Raw genomic sequence first — 26,235 nt, forward strand, 5'->3', positions numbered from 1 at the left:
GAAATTCCTGACCATTTTTTATAGGGGAGATATATCAAGAACTGCTACGCAGACGACAACTCGGTGCTTGGAAAGTGGCGTTTGATCCTGCCGGAGATTTCACGCGCCAATTTATCGATCCGGGGCGGTTTCACGATCGACAGGTGGCTGCCGCCGATTCTGGTCACTTCCAGGCGCTCGCCCAGCAAGTCGGCCCAACCGAACGTCACGTCTTCGCCCGCGGCGCGGTCGGCAGCAAAGAACGTCACCGTTACGCCCGCAGGCGGCGCTTCGTAGTCTGCGGCGGCCTTGGCACCCGCCTGGTAGACAGCCAGCACCCGCCTCACCATCGCCATATCCAGATGCGCTGGCAGCAACGCTTCCCGTTGGCATACGACGATCAAGGCATCAACATCCTTGCTGTCCGCCAGTCCCATCAACTCATCGTAGGCGGGATGCTGGCGCAGATCGGCGACGCCCCTGTGCAGATCGGCGATCCAGTTCATCAGCGCCCTGCATTCGTCGAGCTCGGAGGCATCTTCCGCACGTAGTTGAGCGTGCAGATGCGGGCTGCTTCCCGTATCGATCATCCCTACGAAGTCGACTGCCTCGCCTGCCGCAAGCAGCTGGTGGGCGATTTCATAGGCAATCATGCCTCCAAGCGACCACCCGCCCAGCAAGTACGGACCAACGACTTGAACCTGACGGATCGCATCGAGGTAGACGCTTGCCATGTCGACAATCCTGTCGCGCGGCGTTTCGCCGATGGCGATCCCAGTGGCCGCCAATGCATAAACAGGCCGGCCCCCTTCCAGATACCTTGCCAGGTCGAACGCGTACTGGACCTCCCCGCCAATGGGGTGGATCAGGAACAGCGGCGTCAAATGGCCGCGGGTCCGAATGGGTACCAGGTTTGGATGCCCAGTGGATGTCTTGCTTGAACCAACAAAGGTAGCCAGTGCATCGAGGGTCGGGTGCGCAAATAGATCGCGTATCTCCACTTCAATGGCAGCGCGCTTGCGCAACTGCGTAACAAGCTGTACTGCCAACAGGGAGTGGCCACCCAGCCTGAAGAAGTCATCAAACACGCTCACCTGCTCCACCTTCAGCACATCGGCCCAGATGTTCGCGATGATCTTCTCGGTCGGCGTACGCGGCGCGACATACACCGCGTCGCTTCGCGTCGGGTCCGGCGCCGGGAGTGCGTTGCGATCCATCTTGCCGTTGGAAGTCAACGGAAACGCATCGAGCATCATGAAGGCGCTCGGCAGCATGTAGTCCGGAAGCTGCAAGGCAAGCCGGGCACGCAGTTCGGCCACCGACGGCCCGGCATCCGCTTCAGTCAGCAGATAGGCCACCAGCCGCTTATCACCCGGCTTATCCTCGCGTGCCAGCACCACCGCCTGGCGTACTCCATCGCACGCTGCCAACTTCGCCTCGATTTCGCCCAGCTCGATGCGGAAGCCTCGGATCTTTACCTGGAAGTCGTTGCGGCCAAGATACTCAATGGTTCCATCGGGCTGCCGGCGCCCCAGATCGCCTGTCTTGTAAATCCGCGCATGCTGGTCGGCGAGGAAGGGATCCGGCAGGAAGCGCTCCGCTGTCAGCTCAGGGCGGTTCAGATAACCACGCGCCACACCGGCGCCACCGATGTAGATCTCACCTGCCACCCCCGCCGGCACAGGCTCCCCGTGCTCATCGAGAATGTACGCACGCACGTTACCGAGCGGCTTGCCAATGCTTGGCCAGTCGCCGGCACCACGCAACGCACAAGCAGTCGCATCCACCGTGCACTCGGTCGGACCATAGACGTTGTGGAAATCCACTCCGTTCGCCTGCCGCAAGCGCTGCCAAAGCGGTACCGACAACGCCTCTCCACCCACCAATACCGTTTTCAGCACCGTTTCGCCGCTGGGCGATGCCAGCAATCCCGCGTCCAGCAGCATCTCCAGCTGTACCGGCGTACAGTCGAAAGCGGCCAGTCGCTGCTGCCTGATATAAGCCAGAAGTGCCGTGCTCTCCGAGCGCAAGGACTGCGGAAAGACGACCAGCGTCCGCCCCGATAGTAATTGCGTCAGCGATTGCACGGACGCATCGAACGTCACCGAGGCGTTGAGCCCTACCCTTGCCGTTTGTTCGCATTCGGCAAAGGCCTCACTTTCCAGGCTCGCCCAAAGGTTCAGCACGGAACGATGCTCCACCATCACGCCCTTGGGTTCGCCGGTAGAGCCCGAGGTAAAGATCACATAGGCCAGGTTGTTCGGCTGGGCATGGTGATCCAGGACGCCGTCGCTGTAGGCAGCCAGCACATCCGCACCGCTATCCAGGCAGAACACCGGCACGTCCGATACCGCTGGTACGGCATCATGCACATGCTGTTGCGTCAACATCACCACCGGCTTCGCATCAGCCACGATGGTTGCCAGGCGATCGGAAGGGTGGCTCGGGTCGAGCGGCACATAGGCACCGCCTGCCTTCAACACGCCCAGCAGGCCCACGATCATCGCCAGCGAGCGCTCCACGCACAGCCCCACCAGGACGTCAGGACCGACGCCCAGCTTGCGCAAGTGGCGCGCCAGGCGGTTGGCCTGGGCATTGAGTTCGGCATAACTCAACGACATACCCTCGTACACCACGGCGACGTGGTCGGGCGTCCGTGCCGCTTGCGCTTCGAACACTTCGTGCAGCGTCTGCGTACCAGGCGCAAGATCTGGATAGACCGCGGCGGTGTCATTGAACCCATACAGCAGCTGGTGGCGTTCGGCCTCGTCCAGCATCGCCAGTTCGCCCACCGGGCGCCCAGGCTCGGCTACGATCGCCTGCAGCAGCCGGCTGAAGTGGGCGGCCATGCGTTCAATGGTGCGCGCGTCGAACAGCTCCGTGCTGTACTCGAAACAACCCTGCAGACCCTCCCTGCCCTCGGTCAAAGTCAGCGTGAGGTCGAACTTGGCGGTGGCGCCCTTGCTTTCCAGCAAGCTCATCGACAGCTCTGGCAGGGCCATCTCGCCCATCGGCATGTTCTGCAACACCAGCATCACCTGGAACAGCGGCGTGTAGCTGGTGTGCCGTTCCGGCTGCAATGCTTCGACCAGTTGCTCGAAGGGCACGTCCTGATGCGCATAGGCATCGAGCGTGTGCTGCCGTACCTGCTGCAACAGGCCGGCGAAGTCCAGCTTCAGGTCCACCTGGGTGCGCAGCACCAGGGTGTTGACGAAGAAGCCGATCAGGTCCTCGATGTCGGCGCGGTTGCGATTGGCGATCGGCGTGCCGATGCAGATATCGCTTTGCCCCGAATAGCGGGCAAGCAGCACGTTGAAGGCCGCGCACAGGGTCATGAACAGCGTGCTGTTCGTCCCCCGACCGAGCGCCTGCAGGTTCGACACGAGCGCCGCCGGCACCGTGAAGGGCAGCGTCGCACCCACATGGCTCGACTGCGCAGGCCGCGGCCGGTCCGTGGGCAAGGCCAGCAGGTTGGGGCTCTGGGCCAGCTGTCGTTTCCAGTAGCCCAGCTGTCGCTCCAGCACCTCGCCCTTCAGCCACTCCCGCTGCCAGTGCGCGAAGTCCGCGTACTGGATCGGAAGCTCTGGCAGTGGCGATGGCCGGCCTTCGATGAAGGCCCCGTACAGGGCCACCATTTCCCGCGCCACCACACCCATCGACCAACCATCCGACACGATGTGGTGCATCGTCAGAAGCAGGATGTGTTCCTGCGCATCGAGCCGCAACAGCGCGCCTCGAATCAGCAGATCGGCTTGCAGGTCAAATGAGGTCTGTGCCTCCTCCAACATCAGCCGATCGGCCTCGACTTCCCTCTCCTTCATGGGCAAACCGGACAAGTCGCTGATGACCAGTGGCAGCTCCGTGCAAGACATGATGACTTGCACGGGCGATCCGTCCCCGTCAGCGAAACAAGTGCGCAGCGCCTCATGGCGACGCAGAATCTCGTTAAGTGCGCGCGACAGCGTACCCACGTCAAGGTCGCCGGTCAGTCGGATCGCTGCCGGGATGTTGTATAACGTACTCTGGCGATCCAGTTGATCAAGGAACCACAGCCGCATCTGGGCGAACGACAGGGACAGCGGCACATCGCGGCCCACCGGCTGCAGTGGCGGACTGATGACGCCGGTATCGGATACTGCGATTTTTCCAATCAGCGCGGCGATCGATGGCGCCTCAAACAAGGCGCGCAGCGGCAACTGCACCTGCAACGCGCGATGCATCCGCGACATCAGCTGCGTAGCCAGTAGCGAGTGTCCGCCCAGTGCGAAGAAATCATCATGGACGCCGACCTTGTCCAGCTTCAGGACTTCCGCCCAGATGTCCGCCATGATTTCTTCGGCGGGCGTGCGCGGTGCGATGTAACCCGCCTCGCTGCGCGTCATGTCGGGGGCCGGCAAGGCGCTCCTGTTGATCTTGCCGTTCGGCGTGAGCGGCATATGATCAAGCGTAATGAAATGGCCCGGCACCATGTATTCGGGAAGTGTCCGCGACAGGATCGCGCGCAGGTGTGCTTCATCTGGCAAAGCCTGCCCTTCGTGGGCCACCAGATAGGCGACAAGGCGCTTGTCGCCGACATTGTCCTCGCGCGCCAGTACCACTACCTCGCTGGCCAGAACCTGCAGGGCGGCCTCGATCTCACCTAGTTCAATGCGAAATCCGCGGATCTTCACCTGGTGATCGATTCGCCCCAGATACTCAATATCGCCGTCGGCGCGATAGCGTGCCAGGTCACCGGTGCGGTACATACGTGCGCCCGGCGTGGTGCTGAAAGGATGGGGGACGAACTTCTCCGCGGTGAGCTCCGGCCGCTTCAGATAGCCGCGCGAAAGCCCGTCGCCGGCTATGTATAGCTCGCCGGAGACACCCATCGGAACAAGATTCCACTGAGCATCAAGGATATAGGTCTGGGTGCCGGCGATGGGACGGCCGATGGACACGGCCTCAACCGAACCCCTCTCCACCAGGGTGAAGGTCGAGTACGTCGTATCCTCCGAGGGGCCATACAGGTTGTAGATCTTCTTGATCGATGCCTGCTGATAGAGCGACTGGACCAACGTGTTGGCCAGGGCTTCGCCGGCCAGGTTGATCACCTTCACCGACTCCGGAAGCGCCCTGCTCCGATGCACTTCGGCCATGGCCGAGGGCACCGTGTTGATCAGGGTGACCGGCAACTGGTCCGCGTGCTCGGAGAAATCGAGAATATTCTTGACCAGCCATGACGAGCCGCCCTGGCTCAACGGAACGAAGATCTCGAAGATGGAAAGGTCGAAGCAGATCGACGTCGATGCCAGCACTTTGTCGAGGCTCTCGCGGTCGAACGTGGCCAAGGACCATTGAATGAAGGCGGCCGCATTCTTCTGCTGGATACCCACTCCCTTCGGCTTGCCGGTAGACCCGGACGTGTAGATCACATAGGCAAGGTGGTCGTCGAGGGCAGAAGGCTCGGGATTATCGTCGCGACCTCCCGGCAACGCCGAGTCTTCGGCGTCGATACACAACACCGTCATCCCTTCCACTGTCGGCAGGTCTGGCAGCAGATGCTGTTGGGTCAACAGCACGCGCGGTTGGGCATCGATCAACATCGTTGCGATTCGACCCGACGGGTAGGCGGGATCCAGTGGAACGTAAGCACCACCTGCCTTCAATACGCCAAGCAGGGACACGATCATGTCAGGCGTACGCGTCATGCAGACGCCCACCAGCATATCCGGCCCCACACCAAGATTTCTCAATCGGTGCGCCAACTGATTGGCTCGCCTGTTCAGTTCGGCGTACTTCAGCGCGGTCCCTTCGTGCATCACGGCCACGTTGTCCGGAGTGCGTGCCACCTGCGCCTCGAACAGCGCCTGGATGGTCTGCATCTGCATCGCCTCGCCCGGTAGCGCGACAGCCTCACCACTCCATTCGTGCAATAGCTGATGCCGTTCGACAGCCGATATGACCTCCAGGCTATCGATACGCGCATCCGGATGGTTCTCCAGTGCATCGGCCAGTTGCTCCAGCACCGAGGACATGTGCTGGCATACCCGCTGCGCCCGGTCCGCGCCCTGGATCTGGACGGCCAGGCTGAAACCGTCACCAGAGTCGTCGACCGAAAGCAGGCACGGATAGTTGGTGCGCTCCTTTACGCTGATCGGCCCGATGCCCTCCATCTGGTGAATGCTCACCGAATCCGCGCCGACGTTGTGGCGATAGTTCAGTAGTGAGGAGAACAACGGCGTGGGTGCTACGACGCCACTTGCGCGCTGGGCCAGTGCCAGCGATGCATGCTCATGACGCAGAAGCTTTGTCAGGAGCATGTGCGTGTCACGCACACCCTCGAGAACCGACTTCCCGCCCGTCGGAATGCATACCGGCAAGGTATTGATGAATATGCCAAGGACCCGATCCGCACCCTCGCCGCTTTGCATGCGTCCAAACAACACGGTGCCGAACACCACGTCCTTGCGCCCAGAGAGCCGGGACAGTACCTGCGCCCAGGCCAGGTGCATCAAGCTGGCGGCACTGACCCCGAGCTTGCGCGCCTGCTGCCGCAAACGCCCCGCCAGCGCGGGGTCCAAGGGAAGCTGCGCTTCGTCGATATCCGCCCCGTCCCCCTGTACATCCAACATGCCGTAGGGCGCGGTGGGCTCATCCACATGAGACAGCATCGGACTGAAGAACGCCTCATGCTCAGCCTGGCTCACTCCCAGCCGGGCCTGAGCCACGAAATTGCGGAAAGGCAGCGGTTCAGGCAGCGTGTCTTCGCGCCCCTCGAGAATGGCCCTGAGCTCCTCCATCACCATCTTCAGCGATGTGTTGTCGTCGATCAGGTGGTGCAGCATGATCTGCATCAGCCACCGTCCTTGCACCGCATCCTCGGCGGCGAAGCACCTGATCAAGGGAGCTTGCCGCACATCCAGGCGATAGTTCAGCGGGTTGTAGCGCGACCTCAGCTGCCCGGCCACGTCGTCGTCCTGCACCAGCTCCACTTCCTCGAGCGTCAATGGCGCCTGTCGCCATACCACCTGCACCGGCTCGGCTAATCCCTCCCAGTGCATCGCGGTGCGGAACACATCATGCCGCGCAATGACGGTCTCGAGGGCCGCCACGAACCGGTCGACGTGGTCGCGCGTCTCGAACGCCCAAAGCATTTCCATCAGGTATGCGTCGCGCTCTTCCGCCAGCAAGTGATGAAAGAGAATGCCTTCCTGCGCCGGCGACAGCGGATAGATGTCCTGGATGTTGGCAGCACCGCCCGGCACACCATCGACGATGATGGCGATATCGTCGGCGCTGAGCTTTGCCAGGGTCACCATATCCGGCGTGACCTGTGTGCATCCGGCGGGAATGCCGTTGGCGGGTACCACGATCTCGCCGCCACCTTGTCGCGCCGCCAGCGCCAGCGCCGCCACGGTCGGCTCGGCGAAGAACTTCCTGATATCGACCGACAGCTCTACGCGGCGCATCCTTTCGATGAGGGCAATGGCTAGCAGCGAATGACCTCCCAGCGCGAAGAAATCATCGTGGACACCGACCTTGTCCACTTTCAGTACGTCCGCCCAGATGCCCGCGATCACTTCCTCCACGGGAGTGCGCGGCGCGACGTATTTCTCGTCGCTGCGCGTCGTGTCGGGAGCCGGAAGCGCTTTGCGGTCGAGCTTGCCGTTCGCGGTCAAAGGCAATTGTTCGAGCGTGATGAAGTGGTTCGGCACCATGTACTCGGGTAGCGTCTTGGCAAGCGATGCACGCAGCTCCGCCTCGTCCGGCATCGCGTGCCCGGCCTTTGCCAGGAGGTAGGCCACGATCCGTTTGTCGCCAGGCTGGTCTTCACGCGCCAGTACCAGGGCCTCGCGTACTGCCGGGTGTTCGGAGATGCGAGCTTCGATTTCGCCAAGTTCAATGCGGAAGCCGCGAATCTTGACCTGCTCGTCATTGCGTCCGAGGTACTCGATGCTGCCGTCCGCGAGCCAGCGGCCGACGTCGCCGGTCTTGTAGAGCCGCGCCTGCGGATCGTGGAGGAACGGATTGGCCATGAAGCGTTCGGCGGTCAGTTCCGGTCGATTGAGGTAACCGCGCGCGACCCCTGCGCCACCCACATACAGTTCGCCGGCCACGCCGATCGGCGCCGGCTCGCGGTGGGCATCCAGCACATATATCTGCAGATCGGGAATCTGGCGGCCGATCGGACTGGGGCCGACGCGGTGGGCGTCCGCCGGATCGAGCGCCAGATAGGTCACGTGTACCGTCGTTTCGGTGATCCCGTACATATTGACCAGGCGCGCCGCGGCGTTGCCCGGCCGCTCGTACCAGGGCTTGAGCGCGCTCAGCTCAAGCGCTTCGCCGCCGAAGATGACATAACGCAGGCGATGTGCCTGGGCACTGTCGCCTTGTGCGGCAATCAGTTGGCGGAATGCGCTGGGGGTCTGGTTGAGCACCGTCACACCCTGCGCGCAGATCAACTCATGGAAGTCCGATGGCGAACGCGTTACTTCCTGCGGAACAACAACCAGCTTTCCTCCATAGGCCAGCGCGCCCCAAATTTCCCAGACCGAGAAATCGAAAGCATAGGAATGGAACAAGGTCCAGACGTCATCGCTGCCGAAGCCGTACCAATGGTCCGTAGCAGCCATCAGCCGCAACACGTTGCCATGCGCCACCATGACGCCCTTGGGTTTGCCGGTCGAACCCGAGGTGTAGATGATGTAGGCCAGGTGATGCGACTGCAGCCCGATGGACGCGATATCAAGGTTGCCCGGATCCGCATGCTTCCATGCGTCAGCGTCGTTGCGCAGATCCAATACCGGCGCTGTCGACGCTTGCAGGATGTCCTGCACGGCCTGCTGCAAGTTTTCCTTGCCGTCGACAATCACTGCCACCGGTGCGCTGTCGGTCAATGCGTAGCTCAAGCGCTCTGCCGGGTACGTCGGGTCGAGCGGCACATAGGCACCGCCTGCCTTCAACACGCCCAGCAGGCCTACGATCATCGCCAGCGAGCGCTCCACGCACAGCCCCACCAGGACGTCAGGACCGACGCCCAGCTTGCGCAAGTGGCGCGCCAGGCGGTTGGCCTGGGCATTGAGTTCGGCATAACTCAACGACATACCCTCGTACACCACGGCGACGTGGTCGGGCGTCCGTGCCGCTTGCGCTTCGAACACTTCGTGCAGCGTCTGCGTACCAGGCGCAAGATCTGGATAGACCGCGGCGGTGTCATTGAACCCATACAGCAGCTGGTGGCGTTCGGCCTCGTCCAGCATCGCCAGTTCGCCCACCGGGCGCCCAGGCTCGGCTACGATCGCCTGCAGCAGCCGGCTGAAGTGGGCGGCCATGCGTTCAATGGTGCGCGCGTCGAACAGCTCCGTGCTGTACTCGAAACAACCCTGCAGACCCTCCCTGCCCTCGGTCAAAGTCAGCGTGAGGTCGAACTTGGCGGTGGCGCCCTTGCTTTCCAGCAAGCTCATCGACAGCTCTGGCAGGGCCATCTCGCCCATCGGCATGTTCTGCAACACCAGCATCACCTGGAACAGCGGCGTGTAGCTGGTGTGCCGTTCCGGCTGCAATGCTTCGACCAGTTGCTCGAAGGGCACGTCCTGATGCGCATAGGCATCGAGCGTGTGCTGCCGTACCTGCTGCAACAGGCCGGCGAAGTCCAGCTTCAGGTCCACCTGGGTGCGCAGCACCAGGGTGTTGACGAAGAAGCCGATCAGGTCCTCGATGTCGGCGCGGTTGCGATTGGCGATCGGCGTGCCGATGCAGATATCGCTTTGCCCCGAATAGCGGGCAAGCAGCACGTTGAAGGCCGCGCACAGGGTCATGAACAGCGTGCTGTTCGTCCCCCGACCGAGCGCCTGCAGGTTCGACACGAGCGCCGCCGGCACCGTGAAGGGCAGCGTCGCACCCACATGGCTCGACTGCGCAGGCCGCGGCCGGTCCGTGGGCAAGGCCAGCAGGTTGGGGCTCTGGGCCAGCTGTCGTTTCCAGTAGCCCAGCTGTCGCTCCAGCACCTCGCCCTTCAGCCACTCCCGCTGCCAGTGCGCGAAGTCCGCGTACTGGATCGGAAGCTCTGGCAGTGGCGATGGCCGGCCTTCGATGAAGGCCCCGTACAGGGCCACCATTTCCCGCGCCACCACACCCATCGACCAACCATCCGACACGATGTGGTGCATCGTCAGAAGCAACGTGTGGTCTTCCTCCGCCAACCGCATCAGGCTGAAGCGAATCAAGGGGCCGGCCACCAGGTCAAATGGCGTAGTGACCTCCTTTTGCACACGAAGATGCGCCTGTACTTCACGTTCCGCAGGCGACAGATCGCTTAGATCGACGGTTTCCAGTGCCAATGGAAGCGCTGGCTCAACGCGCTGTACCGGCTCGTCGCCCGCGATGGCAAACGAAGTGCGAAGCGCCTCATGGCGACGCACGATCTCGTTGAGCGTGTAGGACAGCACGTCCACATCAAGGCGGCCGACCAGGTGAACGGTGGCCGGAATGTTGTATATCTCGCGCCGCGCTTCGTATTGGTCGAGGAACCACAGGCGCTGCTGGGCGAACGACAAGGATAACGGCGTATTCCGCAGGATGGGCCGTATCCCAGATGAAGCCTCCAGCGATTCCGTTTCCGCTGTGGCTGCATCGAGCTCCTCTATCCGCTGGACAAGCGCCGTCAGAATCGGCGTTTCGAAAATCGCACTCACCGGCATTTCGATGCCGAACGTGCCGTGAACCCTCGATACCAGCTGCGTCGCCAGCAGCGAATCACCACCCAGTTCAAAGAAGTGGTCGTCTACCTCAATCGACGGGCGTCCGAACAATTCCTGCCAGATCCTGATCATCGCCTGCTCGTGGCCAAGTTCCGGCGCCGGGTCTTGCTTGATCGAGGGCTCAACAGCAGGCGGTGTCCGCAGTTGGCGCGCGTCTGTAGGCACCTCCGCCATATCCGGATAGGGGACATCAGTCCAATAGCGTTCCCGCGCGAACGGATAGGTCGGCAAGCTCACACGGCTGGGGCGGCCGCTACTGGCTTCGTACAAAACGTTCCAGTCAAAAGTGAAACCCTTGACCCAAAGTTCCAGCAACTTGCCGAACATGCCTCTGGCGACCCATGCCTGAACCGCCTGATCCATGACCTCGTCGCCTGAAAGTATCGACATGGCATGGCGTTTGGCGTGGCCGCGATAGACGCCATCACCGTGGACTTTGCCGGCGGCGTAGGCCGTCAACTTCAGCCGCAGGTCGTCGAACGAATCCACCAGGAATGCCAGCCGCTCTTCCATCGCTTCACGGCCGATCTGCAAGGTATAGGCCACATTGGCGAGCGAGAGGTCAGCGGCAGGCGCCGGCGCCACGGCAACCAGCAGCCGCTGCACTTGCTCTTGCAGACGCTCTGGATCGTGAGCCGACAGTACGACCATGGCCGGGCCATCATTTTCCTGCTTCGGCGCCTGACCCTTGTCGGGCAGTACGAGATATTCCTCGATAACCAGGTGGGCATTCGCTCCGCCCGCACCAAATGATGAAATGCCCGCGACCCTTGGAAACTCACGCCTGTGGCCATCGATATCCAACATCGGACGCGGCCAATCTGCCAGGGTCCGCTGCACGACAAAGGGACTGTCGGCGAAATTGATGTTCGGATTGAGGGTCTCTGCATGCAGGCTTGGCACCAGGGTCTGGTGCTTCATCTGCATCAATACCTTGCTGATCGCCACGAAGCCGCTAGCGCTTTCGCTGTGGCCAACGTTCGACTTCACCGATCCGATGGCACAGAACTGCTTATCCTGTGTCCCGTTCCGGAACGCCTTCGATAGTCCGGCAATCTCGATCGGATCGCCCATGTGGCTGCCGGTGCCTTGCGCCTCGACATAGCTGACGGCGCGCGCCTCGACACCGGCACGTTGCAGCGCATCGCTCACCAGCTTCGCCTGCATGTTCGGGTTGGGCGTCATATAACTATGCGATTTGCCGCCCGAATTGATGGCGCTGCCCTTGATCACGCCATAGATATGGTCACCATCGGCAACCGCGCGGTGCAGCGGCTTGAGCACCAGGGCACCCACCGCCTCGCTATCCACGAACCCGTCGCAATCGGCTGCGAAGGGCTTGCACTGGTCACCGCCCGAAAGCATATCCAGCGCCGACAGGCCAATCATGTGATCCGGCGTGACGAGCAGGTTCACCCCGCCAGCGATTGCCACTTCGCTGTCGCCACTTCGCAGGCTTTCGATCGCCAGATGCACCGCGGTCAACGAGGACGAACAGGCGGTATCGACCGCCATGCTTGGGCCCTGGAAGTTAAGCAGGTAAGAAATGCGATTGGCGATCGACCAAAAGCGCACGCCGGTCGCGTAGCTCTCATTCAATACACCGACAAACGCTCCGATCTTACGGGTTTGGCACAGGCTGTCCGGCGTATAGCCGGCATCCTCGATGCTTGCATAAACCTCCTGCATGAACAGCCGCTCCTGCGGGCTGATCAGCTGTGCTTCGCGCGGCGTAATGTTGAAGAACAGCCGGTCGAAGCAATCGGCATCATCCAGCAGCCCCGCCCATTTGCTATAGGTCCTACCTGGCTGTTGCTTCTTCGCGTCGTAGAACCTGTTGTTGTCCCAGCGCTCCGGCGGCACCTCCACGATGCTATTGCGCGCTGCGACCAGGTTGTCCCAGAACCGGTTGACGTCGGCCGCTCCCGGATAGCGGCCGGAAAGACCGATGATCGCCACGTCGAACCGTGGCGCGATGGCGGGCGCGCTCGCTGCCGCCGCACTTGACCGCCTCCATCCGCGCGTAACCCGGCGCTTCAGCACCGGCACGGACAATGGCACCGGCTCTGGCGTGGACATCACAGCCCCGGGGACTGCAGCGTGTACCGTGCGGTTCGTGTCGCCCAATGATGGAAACAGCGTCCCCTGATGCTCGCGCACCAGATAGCCGGCCAGCTCCGCCAGGGTCGGATATTCAAAGAAGATCGTTGGCTTGAGTTCGAGCCGATACTGCTGGTTCAGGACGTTGGCCAGCTCGGTAAACGTGATTGAATCGAAGCCGTACTCGCTCAACGATGTCTGGTCGTCGATGTCTTCCGGCTTGACCTTGATCAGCGCTGCCGCTTTCTCCACCAGCGCGCGTTTAATTGGCTCGGAGGGCGCGTGGGTGCCCTGGCTTGCTGTCGAATCGTGGCGCTTGATCGCCGCCGTTGGCTGTGCCGCTACAGCTTCCTTCGACTTTCCCAGCAACACTTCCCGGATGCGGGTTGCGTCACCCGCCATCACCAGCACCTGGCTTGAGCCGCTCGCCATCGCCTGATGCAATGCCTGCACACCCCCATCGCTGCTCAGGGCGTGCATGCCCAGTTGCTGGATCAGCATGGCGCGCGTGGCCGCATCCACCTGCATGCCGCCCTCGTCCCACAGCGGCCAGTTCACCGACAATGTGCGCCCGTGGCGGAGGTCCTGGGCGACCAGGTCGCCGCGTTCATGCGCGAAGGCATCCATGAAGGCATTCGCCGCGGCATAGTCGGCCTGCCCCGCATTGCCCATGGCCCCGGCCATGGACGAGAAGCAGATAAAGCAGTCCAGCGGCATGTCCCGGCTGGCCTGGTCCAGATTGCGCGTGCCGGTCACCTTGGCGCTTAGCACTTCGCGTAGCTGCTGCTGCGTTTTCCCGGCGATGAAGCCGTCACGGATCACGCCAGCGCTGTGGATGATGCCATCGAAGCTTTCGAATTCTTCAGGAATGCCGTGCACCAGGTCCGTCAAGGCGGCGGCATCGGCAACGTCAACGGCGTGGTAGCGCACCACGGCGCCCAACATCTCAAGCTGGCGGATGTGCGCCTGGATATCCTTGTTCAGCTGAGAACGACCGGTCAGGATCAGCACCGGGTTCCGTACCTGGGTCGCAATCTCGCGTGCGAAGATCAACCCCAATCCACCCGCGCCACCGGTGATCAGGTAAACGCCTCGCGACTTCCATGGCGAGCGCGCTTGAGCCCGGCCGATGTACTCGGCCCAGCCTGCAACTTGGCGTTCGCCATGGATATAGCGCACATGGTGCGCATCGTCAGCGCGGCTTTCCAGCAGTGCCTTGGCGATATCCTGGCCCGGCTCGACGCAGATGAGTTGACCGACAAGACGCGGGTTTTCGAGCTGTGCGGTGCGCAACATGCCACCCAGGCCCTGCAGGGTCCGGTGCGTACCGTGATCGGGAATAACGACCTGAAGCAGGTGCTTCCCGGGCTGGCGATTCATTGTCTGGAGCTGTTCCAGCAAGATACTGGCTGCCGCATCGAAGCTTTTGGAAGGATCGGCTTCATCAGCCGTCAGCCGGATACAGGCCACGCCCGGCAAATGACGCTCCACGTCGGCGGCTTCCACGCCGAGCAGCACAACCTGCCGTGCATAGCCGGGGTCGGCGGTTTCTACCGCCGGGCGCGAATGCCATGTCGGCTGGAACAAAAGCGTCCGGATCGATGCCTCCACCTTGACCGGCGGGACTGCCGGCCTTGGCAAGGCGGGAACCGCGACGTTCGTCATCGGCCGCAGGCTGAATCGCCTGAAACGCACGCACACGACACCATGTTCGTCGCATAGATCCACATCGAGCTGCTGCACCACGGCGCCGGCCTTGCTATCGGGGCTATGACGCACCACCGCCCACATCGACGACGGGCATGGACGTAGCACCTCCAGTGCGCCCAGTGCGAAAGGCAGCATCAGTGTCACGCCAGCCATTTCGGAGACCACACCCACTTGCAGGCCCAACGTGGCTTGCAGCGCCGCATCGAGCAGGCTGGGATGAAGTCCGTACCCCTTGTTCGGGGCCTGGGCGGGCAACGTGATGCGTGCGAGAACCTGCCCATGCCCGACGAACACATCACCCAGGCCCTGGAAGGACGGGCCGTAGTGCAGGCCCATCTTCTCGAATATCGCATAGCATTGTGATGTATCTAGTTGAAAAAGATTGCATTGTTCATGAAGAACCGACAGATCGTTCTTTACCGATGCCATCGGTTCGACAAGGGCGATCGCGCCCCGGCTATAAAGAACGGACTCGCCCTCTTCGCCTTCGCCATAAACTTCGAAAGGCAGCTCACCGGTCTCTTCAGGATAGAGAGCGATATGCAGGTCAAGGCCGCCGGTGCCAACGACCACGGGCCGTATCCAGGCGATGTCCCGCAACTGCAGGCCTTCGTCTTCGCCCAGTGCTTCGCGCGCAGCGCAACGCGCCATCTCCAATTGCGCTGCTCCAGGCAGGATTCTCGCGCCCTGCACCACGTGGTCGGCCAAAAAGAATTCTTCACCCGACAGGTGGGTACTAAAGCGCAGTCCCGTGACGTCCGATGTATTCCGATGCAACAGCGGATGTAGCACCGCTCCGTTGCCCGTCGTGGTCACCGCGCCATCACCGCCGGTTTGTATCCAGTAGCGTTCGCGCGCAAAGGGGTACGTCGGCAGGCTGATACGACGCGGCTTCACCTCGCCGTACAGCTTCGTCCACTCGACCGACAACCCCCTCACCCACAGCTCAAGCAGCTTGCCGAACTTACCTTTCGCGATCCAGGTTTCGACGGCACCGGCGATGTCCTCATCCCCAACCAGTGCACTGAGTACTTCTTTTGCCCGCTTTACCTGTCCGCGGTACAGGTCCTCGATCGCCGCTTCGCCCGCGGTATACAAACTCAACTTCTCGCGTAATTCCTCCATCGAGCCCGCTACCAGCGCGAACCGCTCGTCCAGGGCCTCACGACCAACCTGCAACGTGTACGCCAGTTCGTCCAATCGCAGCGTGGCGTCTTCCCGCCGAACCTCGAGGAACGCCGCCAACCGCGCCACCTGCAACTGCAATTGCACCTCGCTACGCGCCGACAGCACCACCAGCGCCGGCCCTTCATGCGGAACATCCGCATGCGGCGGCGCTTCGTATTCCTCGATCACCACATGCGCGTTCGCCCCGCCTGCACCGAACGAGGAGACGCCAGCCATGCGCGGATACGTCCGCGTCACCCCGTCCTTCTCCAGCGTGGGCCGCTCCCACGGCGAGAGCGCTTGCTGCACCACGAAAGGGGTGCCGGCAAAGTCGATGTTCGGGTTCAGTACGCTCGAGTGCAGGCTAGGCACGAGCTGCCGATGCTTCATCTGTAGAAGCACCTTGGTTACGCCAGCGATTCCCGCCGCGCTCTCGCAGTGCCCGATGTTCGATTTGGCCGATCCGATGGCGCAATACTGCGTGTCCTGCGTCCATTGACCGAACGCCTTGCTTAGCCCGGCGATCTCGATCGGATCGCCCAGGCTGGTCCCGGTACCGTGCGCCTCGATGTAGCTTATCTGGCGCGCATCCACCCCGCCTTCGCGCAGCGCCTGCTCGATCACCTGCGCCTGCGCATTCGGATTGGGCACGGTATAGCCGTTGGTCTTGCCGCCGTGATTGATCGCGGTGGCCTTGATGATTCCGTAGATGTGGTCGCCATCGGCGATGGCCTGCGTCAGCGGCTTGAGCAATACCGCGCCGACACCCTCGCCCGGGACATAGCCTTCACCGCCCTGGCCGAAACTCTCGCAGCGTCCCTTGCCGGAGATGAACTTGCCCTGGGCCAGCATCAGGTATTTATTGGGGTGGATCGAAACGTTTACCCCGCCGGCGATCGCCACGGCGCAGCTACCGCGTTGCAGGCTCTGGCATGCCAGGTGGATCGCCGTCAGCGACGACGAGCACATCGTGTCCAGCGCCAGGCTGGGTCCGTTGAAATTGCAGAAATATGAAATGCGATTGGCGATCGAAGCGGCGCTGTTGGACACCGACACGTTCTGGCCGCGGGCCTGCGCCTGCGCTCCGTAGAGTTGATATTCCTCGTACATCACGCCAACGAACACACCTACACTGCGATCCTGGCTGACCGCTCCTGTCTTCGCCACGCTGTCGCGCGTATACCCGGCGTCTTCCAGCGCCCCGTGCACACACTCCAGGAACAGTCGCTCCTGCGGGTCCATCAGTTCCGCTTCCCGCGGAGAGATGTTGAAGAACAGGGGGTCGAACTTGTCCACATCGTCCAGAAACCCGCCCCACTTGCTATACGTCGTGCCAATCTTGCTACGATCTTCGTCGTAGTAACGTTGCCAGTCCCAGCGCTCCAGCGGGATCTCCGTGATGCTGTCCCTGCCGCAGCTCAAGTTGGCCCAGAATGCCTCCATATCGCCGGCCTGCGGATAGCGTCCGGACAGACCTATGATTGCAACCGCTTCGTTCTCTGCTGGCACACGACGCGACTTAAAACGTGAGCGGTTACCGAGGATCGATGCGGCACGCACACCCTGGAGGGGTTTTGCTACGGCAGCTGAAGCGGCAACGGCTGCTTTCTCGCCGAACAACTCGACCAGCTTGCTGCGATGCTGCTTCAGGAAATAGCCGGACAGCGCCGCTATGGACTGGTATTCGAAGAACAGCGTCTTCGGTAACGGACCAAAGTCCTTTTCCAGCTTGGCGGTCAGATCCATCACCATGACCGAATCAATACCGTACGCCTCCAGCGGTGCGCTGGAATCGACCTTGTGCGCCGGCAATTTGAGCGTCGACGACAACGTGCGTACCAAATGGCGTATGGTCTTTTCATCCAGGTCTTCAGCCGCAAGTCCTGCGCTGTCCGCCTCGGGCGGAGCGAGCGCTTCTGCCGGAGCATCCTTCGTCGACAGGGTGGCCTTCAGCCGGTGCGGTAAACCTTCGACGACCAGGACCTGCGGGGCGCCGCTCGACAAAGCGCGAGCCAATGCCGTGCAGCCCTCAGCGGTACGCAGTGGCGTCATGCCGATTTCCCGCAACAGGTGCTGCCGTGTTGCATCGTCGACCTGCATGCCGCCCTCAGCCCACAGCGGCCAATTGACCGACAGCGTGCGGCCGCGGCGTTGGCCCAGGGTTGCCAAGTCGCTGCGATACTTCGCAAACGCATCCATGAAGGCGTTGGCTGCTGCGTAATCGGCCTGACCCACGTTTCCGATCGCGCCGGTAATCGATGAGAAGACGATGAAGCAGTCCAGCTCCATATCCGCGCTAGCCTCGTCCAGGTTCAACGTGCCCGCCACCTTCGCGCTGAAAACCTCACGCAACTGCCCACGCGTCTTCTTGATCAGGAAGCTGTCACGCACCACGCCTGCACTGTGGATGATTCCGTCGAGGCTTTCGTGGTCTTCTGGAATGCTGCGTACCAACTGCGTCACGGCCGCTTTGTCGGCGACATCGACCGCTTCATAGCGCACCACCGCGCCCTGGGCTTCCAGCTCGCGTACGTGGGCCTGGATGCGTTCATCCAGCGACGAGCGACCGGTAAGGATCAGCGTGGCGCCTTTCGCCTGCCGCGCGATCTCGCGTGCGAAGATCAGACCCAAGCCGCCGGCGCCGCCGGTGATCAGGTAAACGCCCCGTGATTTCCACGGTGAGTGCGCCTGGATCGCATCGGTGTACTCGACCCAACTTGCGACATGGCGCGCCCCGCCTGCATACCGTATATGCGTAGCAAGGCTGCCCTGGTTCTCGGCCAGCGCCTGCGCGATATCCTGACCTGTCTGGACCTGGATGATCTGGCCGGCCAGCCGCGGGTTCTCCAGTTGCACCGTGCGCAACATTCCGCCCAGTCCGGCCAGCAGAGAGCCTTCGCCGTCGCATGGCGCTACCACCTGGATCAAATGCTGCCCGGGCTGGCCGCTCAACTCCTTGAGCTGTTCCAGCAGCGCCACGGCCGCAGCTTCATAGCCCAGCGACAGATCGCCGCCGATAGTGGCAGCGAGACGAACCGCGCCCGGCATATGCCTTTGCAGGCGAGCTCCATCGGCATCATTCACACCGCACAGCAGTACCCGGTGATGCGCGAACGCAGGGCTCACGGCTGGATGATGGGTGACAGGCCGCGCTTCCCATGACGGGATCATCAACAAGGTCTGCACAGCCTGGCCCGGCTCGGCGATGGCCTTCGCCAACCGCAATTCAAGCCGGTTGATGCGAATGCATACCGAACCAGACTCATCGCAAAGGTCGATGTCGAACATCTTCGACGCATCGCCCAAGGCGGAGCCGGCGCTGCGTCGAACGACCGCCCACATCGAAGTAACGCAGGGCGCCATCATCTCCAGCGAGCCCAGGGCGACAGGCAACCACAAAGAGGGTGTATTTGCGCCATCGGTTGCCGGCGTCCATCCGATGGAGGCCTGGAGCGCCGCATCCAGCAGGCTGGGGTGCAGGACGTAGTCCTCCCACGTTGCCTGCACGGCCGCGGGTAACGCGATTTGCGCCAACACCTGTTGCGAGCCTATGAACAATTCGCCCAAGCCCTGGAAGCTTGGACCATACTGCAGGCCAGATTGCTCGAGTTCGGCATAGCACTGTGCCGCGCTCAGGGAAGAGGTGCTTTGCGCGCGCAACGTAGCCAGATCATGGGCTGGCCCCAAGGGGGACGAAGCATTGGCGACCGCGGTCGCCGAGCCATGGCTATAACGCACGATATCGCCATCTTCGATATCGCCATAGAGCTCGAAGCCGATGCTGCCATCGTCTTGAAGCTCCAGCGCGACATGCAGATCGATCCCATCCGTACCCACGACCACGGGGCGCATCCAAGCGACGTCCTGCAACTGCAGAGAGCTATTCTCGTCGATGGCCTCGCTCACTGCCCGGCGCACCATCTCCAACTGTGCCACGCCCGGCAGGATTCGAGATCCCCGTACGACGTGATCGGCCAGGAAGAATTCCTCGCCGTTGAAGTGCGAACTGAAACGTTGCGTCGAAAAACTTGAGGTATTGCGATGCACGAGCGGATGCAGCACCACACCCGTGGTCGCACTTTCCTTCCCCTTCGACGCGGTGGTGTCGATCCAGTACCGTTCGCGCGCGAACGGATACGTTGGCAGGCTGATCCGGCGCGGCCTCGCTTCGCCGTATAGCTTGTCCCACGAAATCGATAGACCCTTCACCCATAGATCCAGCAACTTTCCGTGCTTGCCCTGGGCGATCCAGCTGGCCAGCAAAGTGTCGATCCCATCGTCGCCAGCCAAGGCAGTGAGCGCATCTTTGGTCCGCTTCGCCTGGCCGCGATACAGCTCCTCCAGCCCCGTTTCACCATCCAGGTGCGCCGCCAGCTTCGCCTGCAGCTCACTCAGTGTGTTCGCCACTATCCCCAGGCGTTCGTCCATGGCCTCGCGACCTACCTGCAACGTATAGGCCAGGTTGTCCAGCCGTAGCGTCGCGTCTTCCTTTTGCAGCTCAAGGAACGCAGCCAGCTGCTTCACCTGCTCCAACAACTGCTCCTCGCTGCGAGCCGACAGCACCACCAGCGCAGGGCCTTCGTTGGAAACAACGGTTTGGGGCGGCACCTCGTATTCCTCGATCACCACGTGCGCGTTCGCTCCACCTGCCCCGAAGGAGGAGATGCCGGCGATCCGCGGCCCTCCCTGCTTCGGCCAGGGGGCGAGCTCCTGTTGCACCACGAACGGCGTGCCGCCAAAGTCGATATTTGGGTTCAGGACGCTCGAATGCAGGCTGGGCGCCAGTTGCCGGTGCTTCAACTGCAGCAGCACCTTGGTTACCCCGGCAATGCCGGCCGCGCTCTCGCAATGGCCGATGTTCGACTTGGCCGAGCCGATAGCGCAGAACTGCGTGTCCTGCGTCCAGCTACGGAACGCCTTGGACAGCCCGGCGATCTCGATGGGGTCGCCCAGGCTGGTGCCGGTGCCGTGCGCTTCGATATAGCTCACCGCGCGCGCATCGATCCCACCCTCACGCAACGCTCGTTCAATCACCTTCGCCTGTGCATTGGGATTGGGGACCGTGAAACCATTGGTCTTGCCGCCGTGATTGATCGCGGTGGCCTTGATCACGCCGTAGATATGGTCGCCATCGGCTTTCGCCTGGGCCAGCGGCTTGAGCAGCACGGCGCCGACGCCTTCGCCCGGCACGTAGCCTTCGCCGCCTTCACCAAAACTCTCGCAGCGACCCTTGCCGGAAATGAACTTGCCTTGTGCCAGCATCAGGTACTTGTTCGGATGCACAGACACGTTCACGCCACCGGCAATTGCCACCGCGCAACCACCGCGCTGCAGGCTTTGGCAGGCCAGGTGGATCGCCGTCAGCGACGACGAGCACATGGTGTCCAATGCCAGGCTCGGGCCGTTGAAGTTGCAGAAGTACGAAATGCGGTTCGCGACCGAAGCAGCACTATTGAGCATGGCAAGGTTGTTTCCCCTTGCCTGCTCTTGCGCGCCGTACAGTTGGTACTCCTCGTACATCACGCCGACAAAGACACCGACACTGCCCTCCTGCCCGGGACTTGCGTGTTGAGTGACGCTCTCCCGGGTGTAGCCGGCGTCTTCCAGCGTAGCGTGCACGCATTCCAGGAACAGCCGTTCCTGTGGGTCCATCCGCTCGGCTTCCCGCGGCGAGATGTTGAAGAACAATGGGTCGAACAGGTCGATGCCGTCGATGAATCCTCCCCATTTTCCATAGGTCTTGCCGGGTTTGTTGCGGTCTTCGTCGTAGTAAAGCTTGTAGTCCCAGCGTTCGGAGGGAATTTCGGTGATGCTGTCCTTGCCCTGGCTTAGATTCGCCCAGAACTGCTCGAGATTGCCGGCCTGGGGATAGCGTCCGGCCACGCCGATAATGGCGATATCGCCGACGTCCCTCGAAGCTGCGATTGGATTGGCGCCCTGGAAACTTTCCTGCTGCATGCCAAAGCGAGGGCGACGGCTTGTCATGGCGGCGGTAACCGGCGCTGCTTCCTCGCGTGGCGAGGCTGCTACCGGCGCTTCGTGCAGCGATTCACCCAGCACTTCACTCAGGCGGACGCGGTGATTTTGCAGAAAGTGGACAGCCAGCGCGGCTATCGTCTGGTACTCGAACAGCAGGGTCTTGGAAAGCGGGCCGAAGACTTGTTCCAGGGCACGGGTCAACTCCATCACCAGGATGGAGTCGATACCGTAGGCCTCCATCTGCACCCGCGCATCGATGCTGTGGGCAGGTCGATTTAGCGTGCTCGACAACAGCCGAACGAAATAGCGGATGGCTTTTTCCTGCAGCTCGTCCGATGGCGCATTCGCTGCCGCATCTTCGGTCTTGAGCGTCACGGTGGCCGGTTTGGCGAGCGGGGACAAGCTGGACTTGAAACGTCGTATAGCGCCTTCAGCGACCAGCACCTGCGGCAGGCCGCTCAACAGAGCCTGCGACAAAGCCACGCAGCCACTAGCACTGCGCAGGGGAATCAGCCCGGTCTGCTCGGTCATGCTCTGGCGCGTGACAGCATCAACCTGCATGCCGCCCTCTTCCCATAGCGGCCAATTTATCGACAGCGTACGCCCATGACGCTGCCCCTGCACCACCTGTTCCGCGCGGTGATGAGCAAACGCGTCCATGAAGGCATTCGCCGCCGCGTAGTCGGCCTGACCGACATTGCCAAGTGCGCCCGAGGTCGACGAGAAACATATGAAGCAATCGAGCGCAAGGTCCTGGCTGGCTTCGTCGAGATGGAGCGTGCCTGCCACCTTGGCATGCAGCACCTCGCGTAATTCTCCGTGGGTTTTCTTGATGATGAAGCTGTCACGCAAGACGCCTGCACTGTGAACGATGCCGTGCAGGCTACCGAAGGTTTCGGCCATGCCTTGCACGCATTGCATGACGGCATCGCGATTACCCACATCGAGTTGGCGGTACTGCGCCGTTGCGCCCAGCGCCTCGAGTTCAACCAGCTTGGCCTGTATCGTAGCTGTCAGCGGCGAGCGCCCGGTCAGGACCAGCCTTGCGCCCCTGGCCTGGCGGGCGATGTCCCGGGCGATGATCAGGCCGAGACCGCCAGCGCCGCCGGTGATCAGATATACGCCCTGTGCTTTCCACGGCCATATGGCGTCGGGCAAAGGCGGCTGCTCGACCCAGCCGCCAACTTGGCGCACACCCGCGACGTAACGGATTTGCGTCGCAAGGCTATCGCGGTTTTCCGCCAGCGCTTGCGCCACATCCTGCCCGGGCTCAACGCTGATGACCTGGCCGACGATGCGCGGATTTTCCAGCTGTGCCGTGCGCAGCATGCCGCCCAGTCCGGCCATGGCCTGGGCGATGCCCGGGCTCGGCACGACCAACTGGACCAGGTGCTGGCCTGGATGACCGCTCAATGACTGGATGAGTTCCAGCAGTGTCGCGGCCGCCGATTCATAGCATGTCGCCAGCGGATCGTACACTTCGATTTCAAAGCACGCCGCGTCAGGCAATCCGGACCGAAGCCGAGGCGAGGCCAGGCGAAGGTTTTCCGCATCGCCACACAGCAACACCAGATGTTTCGAATAGCGCGACGCACCGGCGTTGACAACCGGTTGTGCTGTCCAATCCAGGCGCATTAGCGCCGTCCGTGGCGGCTCGTCTGAGCCGGCGTGTGTCGTTGCACGCGCACAGAACTCGCCCAGGCGTGCGCAGACCAGTCCATCGTCGTTGCACAGATCGATATCGAATTTCAGCAGCGCATCACCCGCCCTATGGCCGGCGCTACGGCGGATCACCGCCCACATTTGGTTCTGGAGCGGAGCCAATACCTGAAGCGATCCCAGCGCGAAGGGCAGCGTCAGTGCGTTGTCCAATCCGCCAGCACTGTCGGCTTGAAAAGCAATCGCCGCCTGCAGCGCGGCATCGACCAAACTGGGATGAAGGACATAGCTCTCCTGCGATGCTTTGAGCGTATCGGGCAGCGTGATGCGTGCCAGGGCCAGCCCCGACCCAACGAACAGCTCGCCCAGGCCGCGATGACCTGGCCCATAACTCAAGCCCATCCGGTCGAACGCGGCATAACATGCCTCTGCACTGATCGGCGATGGCGTGCACTGCAGGCGCATCGCCGCCAGGTCGTGCAGCAGCGCTTCGCGCGACTCCGCGTCCGCAAGCACCGAGCCCTGGCTGTACACCACCCCCTCGTCGCCTTCGGCACCGTCGTAAATTTCAAAACTGAACTTGCCGCTTCCTTCCGGAAACAGCGCAATGTGCAAATCTTTTGGTTCAGGCCCGACCACGACAGGCCGTAGCCATACGACGTCCTTCAAGCGGTGTGGACTGCCGTGGGCAATCGCATGGCTTGCGACGCAACGGACCATTTCCAGTTGCGCTGCGCCCGGCAGCGTGCGCTCACCCTGCACGACATGGTCGGCAAGAAAGAATTCCTGCCCGGTAAAGATGCTACTGAAACGAAGCCCGGCGGAATTCGATGTATTGCGATGTACCAGTGGATGGATGAACTCCATCGATGACGCCGACGTCATCGATGGCTTCGCCTCGATCCAATGTTTTTCCTTGGCGAATGGATAAGTCGGGAGGGCGAGGCGTCGGCGTTTGCCGGCTTCATGCAAAACCGTCCAATCAAACGGGTGTCCTTCGATCCACTTACCCGCCACAGCTTCAAGGTTCCCGCTGGCCAACAGCGCGGTCTGCGAATCGTCGCGCTCAACCGCTTCTCCAGCGCCCGCCATGACTTCGGGTGAAATCTGATTGTGAAAGACCTCATCAGACGGGAGCGATTGCGCCAGCCAGTTCTCCAGCCGAGTCTGTAGTGCTTCGAATGAGTCGACCACCAGCGCGAGGCGCGCCGCCATGGCCTGCCGCCCTACTTGCAGCGTGTAAGCCAGGTCCGCCAAACCGGCGTGGCTGAAGTCGGGTGATGCCAGGGCAGCAAGCAGTTGCCGCGCGCGCTGGCGTAATGCCGGCTCGCTCTTGGCCGATAGAACGATGAGCGCAGGTGGATTGGATGAGGATCCAGCCGTTGTGCCATGGTGCTCGGTCGATGTATCGCCTTGCGGCTCGACATACTCCTCGATCACGACATGGGAGTTCACGCCGCCAAAGCCAAAAGAGCTGATGCCGGCGCGGCGAGGAATAGCCTTCCCGCCATCGTCGGCCGGGGCCGGCCAAGACCGCGCCGTATCTACAATGAAGAACGGACTGCCATCGAGCGCGATACGTGGATTGAGCTTCTGGTAGTGCACCAGCGGCGGAAAGGCGCGGTGCTTCATGCACAGAATCGTCTTGATCAAGCCGGCCAGGCCGGCGACCGATTCCAGGTGACCAATATTGGTCTTGACGCTGCCGATACCGCAGGACTGCTCGTTCAATACTTCCCCGCGATCGGCGGCGACTCGGGAAAATGCCATCTTCAGGCCTTCCACTTCGATCGGATCGCCCTTGGGCGTGCCGGTGCCGTGCGCTTCGACATAGCCGATGCTACCGACCGGTACGTTCGCCTGACGCAAGGCCTCGGCGATCACGTTCGATTGTGCGGTAGATCCTGGATAGGTCACCGTACGCGCATGACCGCCATGATTCACCGCCGTGCCACGCAGTACCGCAGCGATCCGGTCCTTGTCTCGAATGGCTTTTTCAAGCGGCTTGATCAGGATCATCGCCGCGCCTTCACCGCGCACGTAGCCATTGGCACGCTCGTCAAAGGTCTTGCAACTGCCGTCGGGCGACAGCATGCCGGTCTTGGAGAATGAAATGAAATGGGTGGGGCTGCACAGCACGCTCACCCCGCCAACCAGGGCGTAGTCGCATTCGCCGCGACGGATCGCATGCGCCGCCTTGTGCAGCGCAACCAACGAGCTTGAACATGCAGTATCGATCGGCAGGCTCGGGCCATGCAGATTCAGGAAGTACGAGATTCGATTAGGGATAAGTGCGGTATGCGTCCCCGTGGAAACATGCCCTTCGATCGTATCGAGTGCTTTTCTCAGGTGGTCCTGGTAATCGAAATTAAATACCCCGACATAGACACCAGTGTTGCTGCCGCTGAATGCCTTGGGGTCGTAGCCCGCATCCTCGATGCATGCCCACGCCTGCTCCAGCATGATCCGTTGTTGCGGGTCCATCACCTCTGCTTCGCGTGCCGAGACACCGAAAAAATCAGCATCGAAAAACTCGACGCCGTCGACAAATCCGCCCCACTTGCTGACTGATTTGTTCTTGTCCCGAACGTCTGTCGAATAAAAAGCATCCTTGTCCCAGCGGTTCTCCGGAACCTCACTAATGCTGGACAAGCCGTTGCACAGGTTCTCCCAGTACTGGTCGTAATTACCGGCACCGGGAAAGCGGCAAGCCATGCCGATGATGGCCATATCCCCTGTCCTTTCCCCGCCGATCGATTGCGATGGGTTTTCCTGGGAAGGCATCTGACTGGCATTCATGATCATGCATATCCTGTGGTGTGTTCTTTAGGATGCTGCTTCGCCAAACTGATGGGCGAACCACGGTGGGACGGCCGCTTACGTTCAGCAGCCCTGGAAGCGG

At 61.9% G+C, this 26,235-nt stretch carries 1 protein-coding gene; it reads right to left on the reverse strand.

Features of this window, described 5'->3' with window-relative positions; genetic code table 11:
• Positions 1-44: 44 nt before the first annotated feature.
• Positions 45-26,132, reverse strand: coding sequence for a non-ribosomal peptide synthetase (locus NDK18_RS00785; RefSeq protein ID WP_250626801.1), 26,088 nt, complete (start codon positions 26,130-26,132; stop codon positions 45-47).
• Between the last annotated feature and the right edge of the window lie 103 nt (positions 26,133-26,235).

Origin of the sequence: Pinirhizobacter soli (genome assembly GCF_015905305.1) — a bacterium.
GTDB classification, from domain to species: Bacteria; Pseudomonadota; Gammaproteobacteria; order Xanthomonadales; family Rhodanobacteraceae; genus Pinirhizobacter; species Pinirhizobacter soli.

Coding starts and splice junctions, on each gene's coding strand:
- NDK18_RS00785 (WP_250626801.1), bottom strand. CDS start 26,132: ATGAATGCCAGTCAGATGCCTTCCCAGGAAAACCCATCGCAATCGATC.